This window comes from Candidatus Pantoea bituminis (assembly GCF_018842675.1).
Lineage (GTDB): Bacteria > Pseudomonadota > Gammaproteobacteria > Enterobacterales > Enterobacteriaceae > Pantoea > Pantoea phytostimulans.
The window spans coordinates 206,135-220,352 of the sequence record NZ_JAGTWO010000001.1 but is presented as its reverse complement, the minus strand read 5'-3'; the positions used below and the strand labels follow the sequence as shown (position 1 = coordinate 220,352).

Genomic DNA, 14,218 nt, shown 5'->3' with positions numbered 1-14,218 from the left:
TGGGGTCTTTTATTGCATACTTATGTTATTACGATAAGGAATTCTGGTACGGATGGATTCCTGACTGGAGTATCTCCGCACAAATTGGATTCGGTCATTCAGCCCTCTTTTCTGCCATTACGTATCTGTTAGTCTTCGTATTACTTGCACCCAAGTTTCATAAAATGCTGGAACGCTATAACCTGCATTGACAACCAGCCTGGACAGAGCGGCATCTGAGTCCAACATTGTCGCAAGCAGACAAATGCAGCCCCGAAAGGGTTTTTTTACGTCTGCTGTGCAGGACATAAGGTTTCCAGGTACTGCTCCCCAAGAAGTTGGCGGCCCTGCGGGCCAGGAAAAGCCGGTGCTGACGCACCGGTCATCCCTTTACGCCTGCGCCTTCGCTCTCCAGGCCGCTGTGTCTCTGTCTTCTCTCTTGTCGATTCGTTCTCACCCTTGTCTCCCTGAACCCTTTGGCAGTTGAGTCATGTTCTGTGCAGCAGCTGCGTCCCCGGTTTCCTGGTCATTCAACCTGAAACTATCTAAAGCCTGATGGCCCCTTCGGCTCTCCGGCAAGCCGGGTCGTCAGCCCGACTGCGCTAACCGGCAGGCCGGTAAGCTTCGCCGAACCGCCAGAAGCGGCGTTTCGGGCCTGGCGGCTGGGGTCTGATGGCAAGATCAACTCCTGCAGCGGACGTACGCCCGCGCGTTCACTGGCCACAAAAAGACGTGGCCGCTGAGGACGCCCGCGTTGCGGTCGGGTGTGTGCCTGCTCATCTTCGGATGCGGTGGGCATGTTGCGGTAACTTCCACGCGCGGGCGAATCCAAGCACCACCATTCATCAGAGACAAGGGTGAAGTGCACGCCTGCGGCGCCTTTGTCACTGCTGCCTGCCGTTGCTTCTCAGCCCTTTGCCGCGAGGAACTCACCGAAACATAAATTAACCACCTGACAGGAGAAGCAGCATGCACACACAACACGTCAACACCGCCGCTCCAGAATCTTCCAAAACATGGGGTAACGGCCAAAAAATCTGCGTCAGCGCGAACGATCTACGTAACCGCTGGCACGTTCTGGGTGCAGAGAACGAACGTGCTGTGCCAGCAGAAGGAAAGCACTTTCCGGCGCGAAACGGCAGCTATGGCACAGATGTGCTGCTTCTTGATGCAAGTGAGGTGAACACGCTGATTGAAGCAGGCCTCCGGGAGCTGCCGCGTCTGGCGAGTTCTGGCGGTGGCATGACGGCATTGTATGACATGGGGGAGAACGCAGCCGGGCGTTATCTCATTGCCAGCCGTGGCCAGGTCTTTTATCGCACGGATTCATTTCAGAAAATCCGCAGGGAGTATATCCGTCGGGCCGCTGAGGTGCTCAGGGAGGAAGTGCAGAAGTTTCTGGATGCCTTCGATGCAGCGACAGAGGCAGGGCTGGATCATTACCAGGCCAGTGAAGTTGCGCGCGGTTTTATCACACTTGAAAAAGCTCTGAATCCACAGCGGGAAGAAAATCAGGCAACTGCCAGCGGTGATGATGCCGGGTTAAACGAAATTCCGTTCTGAAACCGTGCGGCGGCCTGCCCTAACAGGTCCCGTCTTCATCTTTGCCGACTTAAGGAAAACTGAAATGAAAATGCAAAATGCGCAGGCATTTGTTATCGGTCAGGTAGTCAGCACGGTGTTATACAATCGCGGTCGCGGGGTGGTTTTTGCCATCCACGGGGAGCAGAAACCGTCTTCGGTGGGATCGCTTTCGGGTGTGGTTTCATATGGCGGAAATGCTACCTTTGATATTGCTTTCGAGTGCGAAAAAATATCGCGGGCGCTGCCTGAAAGTATTCTGCACGGCAGACAGTGGAGCATATTCCCGGAAATAAAAAAGGCAAAAGACGTTAAGCGCATTGTTGAGCATGCTGAAGAAGAAGAGCGCCGAAAAGCGCAGGAACGTGAGGCTGAAGAGCGGCTATACAGGGCAGAATGTGAGCGGCTGAAAACTGCGCCGGAATATTCGGCCCTGTCTCAGGATAAAAAGGGGCGGTGCAGGTTACCGGGAATATCCGCAAAGAGCTGAAAGCAAAATTCCCCGGCGTTAAATTCTCAGTCCGTAAGCGGAGTTATGACAGCATCAGCGTGAACTGGACGGATGGGCCGACTGAAGAACAGGTAAAAGAAATTACGGGTAAATACCGGGACAGTTATTTCGACGGGATGCAGGATATGTTCGTTTCCTGTTCGTCGCCATTTAATGAAATTTATGGGGGCGTTGGCTACGTTTTTGTTGACCGTGATTACTCGGACGCAATGAAACAACAGGCCATCGGGATCCTCAGGATTAAGTATGATCACCTTCTCGATGGTGAAGATATTTCCGTTGCACGTTACAACACCGGCGAACTCTGGCGTATACGGCAGGATTACTTTGGCCACGGCCATGGCATCCAGGGCGAAATAAATAAAATACTGGCAGTAACCACTGCGTAAGCACGAAGGGGCCGGAAGGCTCCTTTCTTTTACCCGTAAATCTCTGGAATAAATTACTCCCTGACGGAGAGAATAGAACCTCAAAGATCCGAGCGGATAATGAAAACTTTAAAAATTTAAGTTGTGTCCCGGGTTGTCCTGTTCCGGTGTTGAACCGTCACGGGCAATTCTGCGCGATAACGTTGGTCTTTTCTGATAATTATCAGGAGCACAGAAATTATTAACTGTTCCGTCGTCTTCATGACAAAGAAATCGCGGGGATCAGCCGACAGGAACGCGGGGGATCTTTCCGGCCTTGATTCCTTTATAATGCCCGTCGATGAGCATTGCGTAATTATAGCGGTTCTTAATCGTCAGCGAAATGTTCTTCATTCCCGCGTTGTACATGCCCACCGCCAGCCACGTGGTGCCGTACTGATTGAAGTTACGGCGCAGCAGCATTGCCCCGATGTAAATATTCAGGCACGGATCGGAGAGCAGCTTTTCTTTGCTGAGTCCGGGATATTCCTTCTGTAATCCGCGCATCGTGACAGTGTTAATCTGCATGATGCCGTAATCGCTGCTTCCGGGTTTTCCATCTTTTGAAATGTTGGTATTTACGGCCGCCGGATTGTAGCGGGATTCCTGCCAGGCGATTGCACGCAGATAATCCGGATCGATGGAATACCATTCACCAGCTTTAATAAAACAGTCCGCTTTCACGCCGGTTGAGATAATGCCTGTCACCAGCAGGGCAGCAGCGTGCAGAAATAAACGCATTGCGGCTCCGGTTTTGAAAAGGTCGGGGGAGTTGTTAGCCCCAACAATATCATAAGAAAGTTATTTTTACACACCACTCGCAAATTTATTTTTGCTTATTTATGTCTTTAATATCAGTGTATTATGTTAATTTTGTGGGAAGTTTAAGCGCTATTGTGGTTGCCAGTTGGTTGCCGGCAGCGTTCTTGTTGGTGGCCAGTAAGTTGCTTTCAGGCAAAATCATTAAAAACATATATTTAAAGAAAATAAGATGCATAAAATTGCCCGATTGATGCCTTGAAATTTCCTTAAGGAGGCTATACGGTTGCCGGGTGGCATCCATAAAAGTAACTGTTTTAGACAGGTCGTTACCCAGTCTGAACTCATCTGATGAGCTGTTTCCGGAACGTTATAAAACCTTAAGGCAGAAATAAATATGAATGACGAAAATTCATCTAAAAGAAACCGCGTCTACCTTACTGTCCCGTATTCATTGCTGGAGAAAGTTGATGCGCATGTGGAAAAAATGCTTGAAGACGGTGAGTCTCGTGATACTGCAAATCGATCATCTTTTGTAATGGAAATGTTCAGGCTCGGCCTGAGAGTGCATGAGAATAAAATTAATAAAGATGCTTCAGCAAAGACGCTGGATCAGAAACTGGAGTTAATTGCTAAAAATGCGCTTATGAACGGTTTCATTATAGATGCGATTTTCGGCATCATGAAGGAAACTATTGACTCTTCTAAAGTCGTCAGGAATGAAATGCTACTTGACCCTGACTGGCCAAAAGAAATGAAGGAAAGAGTGGCTGGTAAATTACTTGAATTCTTCAAATAGTAGTTTTTTTGCCTGGCAGGATCTGGAGTGTGTCAGGCAATTTTATTCAGCTTTCATCCTTGCTGTCTGATCCTTTATCCTTCTTCCTGAGTTCTTCTGTCTCTCTTTTTTGTGCATCACGAATATATCTGCGAAGCGTGAGCGCGTTGATTCCGTACTGCTTATAAACCTGCTTTCGCGTATGTCCGTCGCGCAGAACGGCATTCACAGCCTGATCGCGATCGCGTTTAGACAGCACGTTTCTGTTATCGTACTTGACGCGTTTTTCATTAATTTCAGGCGAATCCTTCTTTTTACTCCATGCCCGCTTTACCGTCGCGACCGTCACCCCAAGAATATCGGCGGTCTGCTGAAGTGTTTTACCCTGAACGCGCAGGCGAACCGCATAAGCTTTTAAATCATCCGGTATGGCCCTGTATTCCTCGCGCGTGCCGACGTATTTAATAAGCGTATCAATAGTAATGCCATATTCGGTGCAGATATGTTTGCGGAGTACACCTTCCTTTAACTTCTGCTTTATGCTGTCAACGTCTTCTGCCGTCAGTTTTTTTCTTTTTCGCGCGGAATAATTTCTTTCCCGTCCCGTTCGGCTATTTTTTTAACGGCATGATAAATCACCGCGCGTGATACACCGCACGCCTGTTCAATTTCTTCCAGCGTCAATTTTGGCTCAGCGTGATACATGGCCGCAATCAGTTCCCACTGCTTCCAGCGATAATCCATTGCAGAACTGCCTTTGCGTTTTTTTATCAGCTTATAAATATAAGCTTCAGAACAGCTCTGCTCTTCGCATATTTCCTTTACGCGCCAGCCGAGCATGACGCGCTCCATAATTTTATCCGCGTCCGGGCTGTCTTTCCTTTTGTTCGTGGCGGAAGGAGCGCTTTTTATTTCCCGCGTAGGTATGGGATTTATTAATCCCGACGCACAGTTATTTTCAGGATCACTGTCAGCGCCCGGTTCAGTAAATATCGCTTTATTCAGACTGTTTGTTAATTTGCGGGCGTGCCACAGGTTTACTCCGGGACGGCGGAGGGGGTGAGTAAATCCGCATTTATCATTATCCAGGCATCAGGCACCACCGTGTCTGAATAAGGACTGATTTGCGACAGTGCCCGCTCAGCAGCCGATTGCAGCGTTCTGCCGGGGACACGCTTTTTAATGAATATGAGCAGGGGAATGGTAACGAGCTGACAAGCATAGAAGCGCCCTTCAGGTGTAGTCACTTCAAACCAGCCCGGGTCGCGCCTGTAACGGAAAAGGGCCTCTTCAAGCAGGTTACTTAAGCCCGTCTCATCATTTGTCCTAAAAATCTTAGCCGAAAGGCCCGCCGGATCGGCGACATGCACAATCAAATCGGCAGTTTCAGCCATGATTTTTCATTTCCATTCAACCAGTTAGTGATTTAAGTGAAATCTCTCACTACGACGATAAGAGAAAATGATCATTAAGATCAATAACTTAAATTGAAGTGTGCGATCCGGGAGCGTAAAAAAACGCCAGCCCGTAAATAAATTGTAAGTTTCTGTAGCAATGCTGCAGATATGTAAAGGAGGCGTAACCGTTAAGATATTAATTTGACTTAAGGCCATATGGCCAGCAACAGACGATAGTTCAACCGACTGACCATTATATCCCTAACTGAGGAAAAATCCTATGAAGGGCACTCTCTCTTCGTGTGTAAATTACTGCCGCAAGGCAGGGGCGGTAGCGTGGAACAAAGTAAACAAGCCAGCTTTGTTTACCGGAATGGCGATCGTGGCTTCAGCCGCGATGCCAGCCCACGCCGAAGATCTCTTTGCAAACGGGAAAACTAGGATTAACGATACATTCGGATCTGGATCTACAGTTGTGTGGATTCTTTATATCCTTGAAATTATCGCGGCCGTGTTTACATATGTGAAAACCAAGAACCTGGCCATGTTCGGCGGTATCGCTGCGGTCATGGTGTTTATCAACGTCGCCTTCGGCATTATCCCGGCTTAATGCGCGCTTATGGATAAACGTGACCGGTATACTTTTGCGGCTACGTTTTCCGAGCAAAAGCGGTTCGTGGGGCTGCCACCTGATGAGTTCTGCCTGTACGTGCCACTGGCACTGCTGGCAGTGTTTCTCAACATGTGGATTTTTGGCCCCACGCTCTTAGCCGCCGTGGTTGGAATTCGTCACCTCAAGAAAGGCCGCGGTTCTCAGTATCTTCTCAACCTGGCGTACTGGTGCCTGCCTACATCAGTGATGCGCTTCTTTATCAGCATCCTGCCTGACAGCTACAAACGGCACTGGGTCGCCTGACCCCCTCCGGAGACAACATGGAATTAAAGCTGCGTTCGGCGGGAAACCGCAATATGGCCGTGGCTATTCTGGTGCTGCTCGTTATCACGATCCTCGCGCTGGCGCTCTGCTGGCGCATTTACGGCGACACCCGCGAGCACTCTTCACTGATAGGCGGGCGCATTGACGAAATTACCACGCTGCTCGGTAAGTACAGCACCACAGGCATCTACGGTAAGTTCTTCAACTCGTCCGAACCCCGCTGCAGTGAAGTCGTCCAGAGCGTAGTGAACGCGTTTATTCAGGATTTCTCCGACACGCACAATCTGACAGACGCCGAAACGGCGCGCATCCGGGAAGTGAAGACCCGCCCGGACATGATGCCGGTGACCCTGCTGCTGCACTCACAGCTGATGAAGCGTGAAAAAGGACGCTTCGTGCGCGGACGCAACCTCACCGCCGTATTCATGGCGACGGGCGTAAGCGCCCTTATCATGCCGCCGCTGGCCGGCATGGCGATGCACAACATGAGCCTGTGGCTGCTGCCCTTTCTGAACACGGCGGTGTTCTTTTCCGGCCTTCAGTTGCTGCGCTATGCGTATTCGGATGCAGGCCTGATGAACGTGCTGGTTACCGGAAAACCTGACTGAACAAAGGGTTGCGATTCTGCTACTGATGCGTATGGTGATGACGTGTGCTGTACGGTTTAAAAGGAGGTTTACTGAGTGAAAGATGCAGAATTTAAGCGAAAAACAGAAAAGGCTTTTGCGCTGATGTCTGAGAAAGGCCTGCGTAAAAGCCAGCGTATCCCGGCCACCTACCGGCTGCTGTGGTGGATGGGTATAAAGAAAACCCCCGCACTCTTCTCCAGCTTTGCCAGCAATGTGTGCTTTCTCGGTGTTTATTATGCCGTGTTCTGGGGATGCTGCATGTGGTTTGTCACCTGGCGCCCCCGGGGTACAGCCCACTGGCCAGCGTGATAACAGCGCTGGTTGCCGGTCTGTTATTTGGGCTCTGCATGGCAGCCGTTTTCCGTTCACGCCGGAAAGCAAAAGACCTGCCGGACTGGGAACAACTTTAATCCCGCCTTACTGATGTGCTGTTAACGGCCTGCCGCCCTGCGGTTGGCCGGTCCCTCGCGTCCCGGATTAAAAATCCTGCATGCTCACGACCTACGAAGTATTTATTAAGTGCCGTCTGGAAAACGAAAAACATCCTTCACTAAGCCTGTTTTTATATAGGCAACTGTCCACTGTATCGCGTAAAAAAATGGCCCCGTACTGAAATGGTCGGTTTCGTACAGCTCGGGCCTTCACGGCTTTTTCAGCATGGCCACGGCATCCGTTCCCGGCATGTGAAACTGCACACGGTGCCGTGCTGCCACGTCCAGCGCAAACACCTTGGTGTACACCTCGGTGGACTTCATGCTTTTGTGCCCCATCAGGCTCTGCAGTGCCTTCAGCGGAATCCCCGCATAAAGCATGTGCATGGCATAGCTGTGGCGGAAGGTGTGCGGCGTCACCGGTACGGAGAACGTGACTCCGTCATCGGCGGCTGCGGCGACGGCCTCATTCAGCCAGGTGCGCACCGTCCGGTCGGCCACGGTCCAGAGCCTGATCTTCTCCGTCCGGCCGGTCTCCGGATTACGCCGCTCGAGAGGAATTTTCAGCGTGGCGACCATCATCTCCAGCTGGGCCACGTACTGTGGATCGGACAGTGGCACCAGGCGGTGCGGCACAATACCGGCGGGAGCGCGTCCCGGACCGCGGGCGACCTTCTCGCTGCGTTGCTTGAGCGTGGCCAGCTGCACGTAAGGGTAGGGCGGCACCAGACTGAAATCTCCCCGGGTCAGGGCCAGCGCTTCGTTAATGCGCGCGCCGGTATTCCACAGCGTGGTGAACAGCATCTTGCGGTTCAGATCCGGGACGTAATGAAGCAGGGCACTGACCTCCGGCGCCAGAAGGTACTGCGGATATTCATCGTGCTTCGCGGCCATCTGGCGCAGCGCCAGCGCGGCCGGATAATCGAGGGCTACGGGCAGTTGGGCTGGCGGCAGTGCGTTGCCCCAGGCTACAAGTCCGGTCATGGTAATATTCCTTCTCTGCTATCAGTGCGGCCGTCCATTGTGTCGCGGAAAAGTTTTTCAGTTATCAACCGCCCCATTTCCTTACTGCGATGAATTCTCCACAGCTTCCACAGAATGGCGCCGCTGGAGCGCTGGCCTTGAAGGAGTGCGGTAGATGGCATACCGCACAGCTTCCTCAGCCGCCCCGCCTGAATCTTTGCCTTCATACCGAGACGGGCGGCCTGGTACTGACGAATGGCAAAACTTTCAACCGGATCTGTCACATCATCCCAGTCAAAAGACTGATGAATCAGCCTGCGTGATTCTTCCTGCAGCACAATCATTTCGCGCAGCCTGTAAATGAGGCGGGAAGGAAGCACCCGCCAGTTTCCGGTGATGGAGGAATAGTCAAACTTTGGAAAATCAGTTTCTCCTGTGCGACGGCCCTCTGTGTGATCAAAAGTCCCTGCATCACAGGCTGGTGCGATGCAGGCCTCAGCAAACTGCTCCAGCACGAAAACCAGCTCGGTGGCGATAAAATACCGTTCCCGTGCCAGCTTATCTTCTGACGCCCGCAGTTCACGTGCAGTGGCAAAGTGGTGCGAAAGCCACTGGCTACCCAGGGCACCCAAAATACCCGCGCCTGCACTGATCAAAGACACCCATAATGAAATCCCGCTCCCCATATATCTGTGCTCCTGTACTGACGTGTAATGCCGCCCTTCAAGACTATGTTGCCTTTGGAGACAACTCGTTCTGAAACTATGGATGTACAGTTGACAGGTTAAATGCATATTCTTCAGTCAGTTCTCTAGCATCATCTGGCTCAATGCCTCCTGGGTTGCTGAACGTGCCATTCGCACCAAGCTGAATTTCCCAGCTCTCGGATGATCTATTAAGCTGAGCAGCTACGAATCCATCCCATGTAATGATTTGTACTTGTGATCCTGTATCCCTGTACCAAACGTTTTCATGTCCCATGGCCAGAAGGGCTAATCGCATCATCGAAATACCAATCCTGATTTTTTCCCTTCTCATTAAAAATAACCCCTCACATTAATTATCTCCGTCTGAAATCATCACCCGTCATAACCTGTCCTTTACTTTCGTATTATCCCAGACTGTGAAATTAACCATGGAAATAATAATCACGCATATAGAAACGTTGTTAAATTACCGCATTACCGCATTACCGCATTACCGCATTACCGCATTACCGCATTACCTCATCCCGTTGATCCGACTTTTATTCTATTTAGCAGTTTCCGGAAGTGTATCACTACAAGGAAGCTGGCAACTCGACAAAAATCACGTCGTCTCCCTACCGGGCGAGCGAGTGCGGAAACCCCTGTGCAGCCCTTATTTAATGGGAGTATAGGACATAAAAATTTTTCGTTTCAGGAAAATTATTGGTGCCGGATAAAGCAGATCCGCTTCTGTCCTTTTCCGGATCTCCAGGATTTAACAAGTGAAGTCACGTGGAGGAGTTGGGGTCAGGGCAAATTTTTTACCGGAACGCCTGCATAAAAGGTATCAGTCATGAGCGGATGGCACGGGCATGCTGTTTTTAGGTCGAGGCTGCTGAAGGTCTGCTCTGAGCGAAAAGCGGACATTGTGCATTAGCGCTAACGGTTCAATCTTTGGAAGTCAGCTCGATTCAGTTCGGATAATTTCTCTTAGATAATGATAAGGTTAATTCTCCCTACAACATCTGGATAGGTGTGAAAGTGAGCATTTCAGCGATATATGAATGGTGTATGAATGATTTTCTGATCAGTACAGACAATGCAAAGTTGAACATACAGGCTGTGCATCAGTATTTGACGAGATCTATATGGGCAAAAGGTATAGATCTGGAAACCGTCACGGCTTCAGTAGCGAACAGCCTTAACTTTGGCATTTATCACAATGAATCTCAGGCAGGATTTGCACGTCTGATAACGGACTATGCTACTTTCGCGTATCTTTGTGATGTGTATGTACTTGAGGAATACCAGGGCGACGGGTTGGGAAGATGGCTTATGGAATGTATTCATAGCCACCCGGTGTTTGAAAAGCTTCGTAGGATCTTGTTATTCACAACAACTGCGCCCTGGCTTTATGAAAAGTTTGGCTATGAACCGGTGAATAAGAAAAACTATGCGTGGGCTATCACCCGGCCTGATATCTATACCAATAGATAAAAGCAAACATAACAAGTGACCTGCCCCCAAGATTAGATACAACCTTTAGTTAATAAAGTCGGTTAGTAATAGCACATTAAAAAATATGAATGCTGCTGATATAAAAAAATTCGTAATCGCACATTGAAATTGGTTTCAAGATACATATCATCAATTCCTTTAGAAAATGCAAAAAAATTCATTTCTATTATGAAATTGGACTTCTAAAAGTTGGAAAAAACAGTGCTGATGATTTTAGGTATGAGAATGGGAAAGTAGCATTAAATAATCATAAGCTTCATTATGATGGTTTGGTTATTGCGGCTGGCATAAAAAGTCATTACATTAAAAAAGATAATAATCATTATGTTTTCACAAGCGATGATAGTGTTCCTAGAATAGAAGAAAGTGAATTTATCTTTCTGAAAAAAACGGAGCATGGTTAATCGGTAACTTAAGTAGCACAATTTATCCAATTGTAAATTATTTGAAATTCTGCGTTGGGAAAACTAAAGAATTAGTTGATGTTATCGAGAGAAAAGAAAATGAAAATAGCAGTTATTAATCCTGTATCAAGTGGTAAGTGTCTTCTAAAATCATTAGAGGACATTGGGGCAACTGTAATGAAAATCTATGAGGACCATCTTAAACCAGATAATGGAGATTTTTTTGTTTTTTTAAACTTTGACGAAACCATCGCTCACCTTAAAATACATGGGATTCAATCTATAATAAACGGTAGTGAGTTTGGAACATTTATAACAGACAAGCTTAATTATCTTATGGGATTCTTAGGAAATGACTTTTCTAAAGTGCAATCCAGAATTAATAAATATGAAATGTTCAAGCAATTACAACAGTCTGATTTAAAATGCGCCCAATCTTTCACCATTGATTCTTACGATGAACTTGAGTCTTTACATCAAAAAATTAATTTCCCTCTATTTATAAAACCTGTAGATAGCGCGGGAAGTGATGGCTGTAAAAGAGTTAATGATTTCAATGAATTATCATCATCTTTCAAAGAGATACATGGCTGCTATAATTTGCTAGGTAAAAGGAATAGTTCAATACTGATTCAGGAATTTATAGAAGGAGAGCAATTCATTGTTAACTCAGTCTCTCTTGGTGGCAAGCACCTCATCAGTGATGTTTACAGAGTAAGAATTGATCAGCATAACGGCGTTCCAATTTACCGCAGTATTGTCACTCTCGATATACCCACGGAAGGTGAGGTTTATAGTCTCATCACAGACTATGTAAAAAAATGTTTAACTTCTTTAGGAATTGCAGAGGGTGCAGCTCACTCCGAACTAAGGCTCACTAATACGGGCCCATGTCTTATTGAAGTAAATAGCCGTATCATGGGTCCCGTGCTTGATGTCGATGCATTTTATTGTGCTTTCGGTTATAGCCAACCGTCACTGCTATGTGAGTCGATCATCCATCCGGAAATTTTCATTCGACGCTTGAATTACAGCGTACCCACACCCAAAAAGCATTTTTCTATGGTTTTTTTAAGATGCAGTGTTAAAGGGATTATTAGCAACCGCAAGGGGCTTGAAAATATCAGACGGCTTCCTGGATACCACAGTATCAGGAACATTCCACAGATAGGGCACCAGTCTGTGAATCCTTTACTTACAACCGGAGATTTTGGTATAGCATACTTTTGTCATGAGGATAAAGTTTTACTCGAGCAGTCGTTATCCATACTCCATGAGATGGAAGATGAAAATATCATTTTTGGTATGAATTCTTATGAATAAATTTACTGCGGCGATAGTTCTATCCGTTTTGATGCAGTCATTAGCTTATGGTTTTATGACAAAAAACATGAGCTCAGATTCAATATTAATATTCGTCACTGTCGCCTTTTTGACTTGTAGTGCTGTATATTTTTTAATATCTAAATTGCGAGGAATTAAGCTTTCTAGGCCACAGATCCCTTGTATTATCAGGCTAAACGTTAGCACCGCACTAGCGTTTGTCTCTTTCTATATTTCAATTACATTGATACCTGCTTCTATTGCTACGTTGTTGGAGGCCGCGGCAGGGCCTTTGTGGATAATAATAATTGGTGTGACTTTTTCCAGGAAAAAGGTATTTTTAACTTCAATTATTACATCCATGCTTGTTATGTTATGTGGTGTCGTTTCCGTCTGTATAATAAGCGAGAAAATCATTTCATTCCAAGTTATTATGGGTATTTTTTTAGCTATAGCAGCAGCTTTAGGCGCGGCGCTTGTTGCGTGGAACAGTGAAAAAGCGGAGTTATTATCACTTTCGCCAATCATTGTTCTTGCGTGGCGCTTTCACCTTACGTGGTTCCTTTCCTTAGTAATATACGCATTTATACCCGTTGAAAAAATAACGAGTGGTGATATTTTTAATTCGCTCTGGTTAGTGTTAGTCGGGGTTGTTTTGCCAATGTATTTTATGCAAAAAGGAATGCAAAAATCGTCGCCATTGATCACGATGATGTGTCTAAGCATGCTGCCGTTAATCACATATATTTTTGAGATAACTTTCGGCAGTAGAGTTAACTTTTATCTTTTAGGCGTACTTTTAATCGGTGTTGGGGCCTCATTTTTCCAGATATGGATGGAGCAAAGATTAAAAAGTAAGCTTGCCTAATTATTACGCCGTTGCGGTTTTACTGTCACGGCGTTATGCATTTTTGAACCTTATGTATTATACAACAGGAAATCTGAACATCTTGAAAATACTAATCGATGAATTTGTTAAGAGCAGACAAGAGGTGACCTGCTCCTGGTTGATTCACATAGAATGCTGTTAGTAATGTCTGCAGATCGCTCATAGCGGACCTTCCCTGTATTAATTAGCTTGTAAAAACTTCAGGTATCCGCTCATTTTCGCTTATCTCTCCCTCATTTGAGGCTACAGCATCGCCCTCCGGACCAGATTCAGGCTGACAACTTCCCTTGCCATCAGACCCCAACCGGTAAGCGCAACAGCGCTCACGACCCGGCGCTGCCGGGGAATCGGCAGGTGCGATGCGTTGGCTGTTTATTCTTTTGTTGCGGATTGCGGGCAAAAAAATACCCGCACAGGGCGGGTTAAAATTCGTTACAGAGGAGACCTCCGCATTAACTGTAGACCGTAATGTCTGCGTTAGGTTCATTAATTCTTTGTTTAATATAGATTTAACCTGACTATGGTTTTATTCCGCGCCAGCCAGATTATTTCTCACTGTTGTCTTCAGCCAGCTGCCAGATTTTTTCACGAATGGCTTCCTGCTCTTTTTTATCCGCCGCGGCTTCAGGTTCACTAAACAGCGACCAGATTTTTTCTTCCAGCTCCGGTTTCGCCTGCTGATGGCCTGAGACACTGAACTGCGTGTCATCATTCGCATAATGCTTACCGCCTTTATTTACATAGTCTGCTGATTCCACTGTCATGAATGCTCCGTTATCTGTCCGGCCGCTCTTTGTCCTTGTGGGTGAAGACGAAAAAAGCCCGCAAATAAGCAGCGGGCAAAAGTAACAAGGATTTCTCGCAGGTGCACATTTCATACTTTCTGTGCAGCTGTAGATTCTGGCTAAAGAGTTCTTGTTTGCAAGCGAGGCGTATTCCGGCTGCGCAGTTTCAGCCCTTCGCCATCACTTTCCGGCCAGTAAGCGCTGCAGGGCTGGTTCCCTGCCTTACCGCCGAGCCAGAAGA

The 14,218-nt window shown here is 47.5% G+C and carries 19 protein-coding genes and 1 pseudogene; 11 read left to right on the top strand and 9 right to left on the bottom strand.

Features of this window, described 5'->3' with window-relative positions; genetic code table 11:
• Nucleotides 1-520 precede the first annotated feature (520 nt).
• Nucleotides 521-778 (bottom strand): hypothetical protein, encoded by a 258-nt coding sequence (locus KQP84_RS01170; protein WP_215844875.1) that lies wholly within the window; start codon nucleotides 776-778, stop codon nucleotides 521-523.
• A 170-nt stretch (nucleotides 779-948) separates the two neighbouring features.
• Here KQP84_RS01170 and KQP84_RS01165 point away from each other — a divergent pair, with 170 nt between their 5' ends.
• From KQP84_RS01165 to KQP84_RS01155, 3 genes are all read left to right on the top strand, one after another.
• Nucleotides 949-1,542: a hypothetical protein gene (locus tag KQP84_RS01165; protein WP_215844874.1), complete on the top strand. Its 594-nt coding sequence runs from the start codon at nucleotides 949-951 to the stop codon at nucleotides 1,540-1,542.
• 64 nt (nucleotides 1,543-1,606) lie between these two features.
• Nucleotides 1,607-2,050 carry a hypothetical protein gene (locus KQP84_RS01160; RefSeq protein WP_215844873.1) on the top strand — a complete coding sequence of 148 codons (444 nt, stop codon included), beginning with the start codon at nucleotides 1,607-1,609 and terminating at the stop codon, nucleotides 2,048-2,050.
• Nucleotides 2,017-2,460, top strand: coding sequence for an LPD29 domain-containing protein (locus tag KQP84_RS01155; RefSeq protein ID WP_215844872.1), 444 nt, complete (start codon nucleotides 2,017-2,019; stop codon nucleotides 2,458-2,460). Before KQP84_RS01160 ends, KQP84_RS01155 begins: the two co-directional genes overlap by 34 nt.
• A gap of 261 nt (nucleotides 2,461-2,721) precedes the next feature.
• Here KQP84_RS01155 and KQP84_RS01150 read toward each other — a convergent pair whose 3' ends face one another.
• The gene (locus KQP84_RS01150; protein ID WP_215844871.1) at nucleotides 2,722-3,219 is read right to left on the bottom strand and encodes a lytic transglycosylase domain-containing protein; all 498 of its coding nucleotides are present in this window, start codon (nucleotides 3,217-3,219) and stop codon (nucleotides 2,722-2,724) included.
• A 415-nt stretch (nucleotides 3,220-3,634) separates the two neighbouring features.
• Here KQP84_RS01150 and KQP84_RS01145 point away from each other — a divergent pair, with 415 nt between their 5' ends.
• On the top strand, nucleotides 3,635-4,036 hold the full coding sequence (locus KQP84_RS01145; protein ID WP_215844870.1) for a relaxosome protein TraM: 402 nt from the start codon (nucleotides 3,635-3,637) through the stop codon (nucleotides 4,034-4,036).
• Between the two features lie 46 nt (nucleotides 4,037-4,082).
• Here KQP84_RS01145 and KQP84_RS01140 read toward each other — a convergent pair whose 3' ends face one another.
• The 3 genes from KQP84_RS01140 to KQP84_RS01130 all read right to left on the bottom strand — a co-directional run bounded on the left by KQP84_RS01140 (nucleotide 4,083) and on the right by KQP84_RS01130 (nucleotide 5,409).
• Nucleotides 4,083-4,445: a helix-turn-helix domain-containing protein gene (locus KQP84_RS01140; protein ID WP_370661465.1), complete on the bottom strand. Its 363-nt coding sequence runs from the start codon at nucleotides 4,443-4,445 to the stop codon at nucleotides 4,083-4,085.
• Nucleotides 4,446-4,576: 131 nt separating this feature from the next.
• A complete protein-coding gene (locus KQP84_RS01135; RefSeq protein ID WP_215844868.1) occupies nucleotides 4,577-4,867 on the bottom strand; it encodes a MarR family transcriptional regulator in 291 nt (96 codons plus the stop codon).
• A 185-nt stretch (nucleotides 4,868-5,052) separates the two neighbouring features.
• The gene (locus tag KQP84_RS01130) at nucleotides 5,053-5,409 is read right to left on the bottom strand and encodes a hypothetical protein (RefSeq protein ID WP_215844867.1); all 357 of its coding nucleotides are present in this window, start codon (nucleotides 5,407-5,409) and stop codon (nucleotides 5,053-5,055) included.
• A 283-nt stretch (nucleotides 5,410-5,692) separates the two neighbouring features.
• On the opposite strand from KQP84_RS01130, the gene KQP84_RS01125 reads away from it, so the two are divergent.
• The 4 genes and pseudogenes from KQP84_RS01125 to KQP84_RS01110 all read left to right on the top strand — a co-directional run bounded on the left by KQP84_RS01125 (nucleotide 5,693) and on the right by KQP84_RS01110 (nucleotide 7,388).
• Nucleotides 5,693-6,022, top strand: a complete 330-nt coding sequence (locus tag KQP84_RS01125) for a type IV conjugative transfer system pilin TraA (protein WP_215844866.1) — start codon at nucleotides 5,693-5,695, stop codon at nucleotides 6,020-6,022.
• 9 nt (nucleotides 6,023-6,031) lie between these two features.
• Entirely contained in the window at nucleotides 6,032-6,328 is a 297-nt protein-coding gene (traL, locus tag KQP84_RS01120) for a type IV conjugative transfer system protein TraL (RefSeq protein WP_215844865.1), read from the top strand.
• Between the two features lie 17 nt (nucleotides 6,329-6,345).
• Complete coding sequence (locus KQP84_RS01115) at nucleotides 6,346-6,957, top strand: hypothetical protein (protein ID WP_215844864.1); 612 nt, start codon at nucleotides 6,346-6,348, stop codon at nucleotides 6,955-6,957.
• Between the two features lie 123 nt (nucleotides 6,958-7,080).
• A pseudogene (locus KQP84_RS01110) lies at nucleotides 7,081-7,388 on the top strand (DUF6404 family protein).
• Between the two features lie 231 nt (nucleotides 7,389-7,619).
• Here the strand turns inward: KQP84_RS01110 and KQP84_RS01105 are convergent.
• The 3 genes from KQP84_RS01105 to KQP84_RS01095 all read right to left on the bottom strand — a co-directional run bounded on the left by KQP84_RS01105 (nucleotide 7,620) and on the right by KQP84_RS01095 (nucleotide 9,377).
• Nucleotides 7,620-8,393, bottom strand: coding sequence for a tyrosine-type recombinase/integrase (locus KQP84_RS01105; RefSeq protein ID WP_215844862.1), 774 nt, complete (start codon nucleotides 8,391-8,393; stop codon nucleotides 7,620-7,622).
• A complete protein-coding gene (locus KQP84_RS01100) occupies nucleotides 8,390-9,058 on the bottom strand; it encodes a hypothetical protein (protein ID WP_215844861.1) in 669 nt (222 codons plus the stop codon). The genes KQP84_RS01105 and KQP84_RS01100 overlap by 4 nt, the downstream gene beginning before the upstream one ends.
• A gap of 76 nt (nucleotides 9,059-9,134) precedes the next feature.
• Complete coding sequence (locus tag KQP84_RS01095) at nucleotides 9,135-9,377, bottom strand: hypothetical protein (RefSeq protein WP_215844860.1); 243 nt, start codon at nucleotides 9,375-9,377, stop codon at nucleotides 9,135-9,137.
• A 752-nt stretch (nucleotides 9,378-10,129) separates the two neighbouring features.
• Between KQP84_RS01095 and KQP84_RS01090 the strand changes: the two genes are divergently transcribed.
• From KQP84_RS01090 to KQP84_RS01080, 3 genes are all read left to right on the top strand, one after another.
• Entirely contained in the window at nucleotides 10,130-10,555 is a 426-nt protein-coding gene (locus tag KQP84_RS01090; RefSeq protein WP_252515093.1) for a GNAT family N-acetyltransferase, read from the top strand.
• A 524-nt stretch (nucleotides 10,556-11,079) separates the two neighbouring features.
• Nucleotides 11,080-12,303 carry an ATP-grasp domain-containing protein gene (locus tag KQP84_RS01085; protein WP_215844859.1) on the top strand — a complete coding sequence of 408 codons (1,224 nt, stop codon included), beginning with the start codon at nucleotides 11,080-11,082 and terminating at the stop codon, nucleotides 12,301-12,303.
• Complete coding sequence (locus tag KQP84_RS01080; protein ID WP_215844858.1) at nucleotides 12,296-13,171, top strand: EamA family transporter; 876 nt, start codon at nucleotides 12,296-12,298, stop codon at nucleotides 13,169-13,171. The genes KQP84_RS01085 and KQP84_RS01080 overlap by 8 nt, the downstream gene beginning before the upstream one ends.
• 566 nt (nucleotides 13,172-13,737) lie before the next feature.
• Here KQP84_RS01080 and KQP84_RS01075 read toward each other — a convergent pair.
• Nucleotides 13,738-13,956, bottom strand: a complete 219-nt coding sequence (locus tag KQP84_RS01075) for a hypothetical protein (protein ID WP_215844857.1) — start codon at nucleotides 13,954-13,956, stop codon at nucleotides 13,738-13,740.
• Nucleotides 13,957-14,218 lie beyond the last annotated feature (262 nt).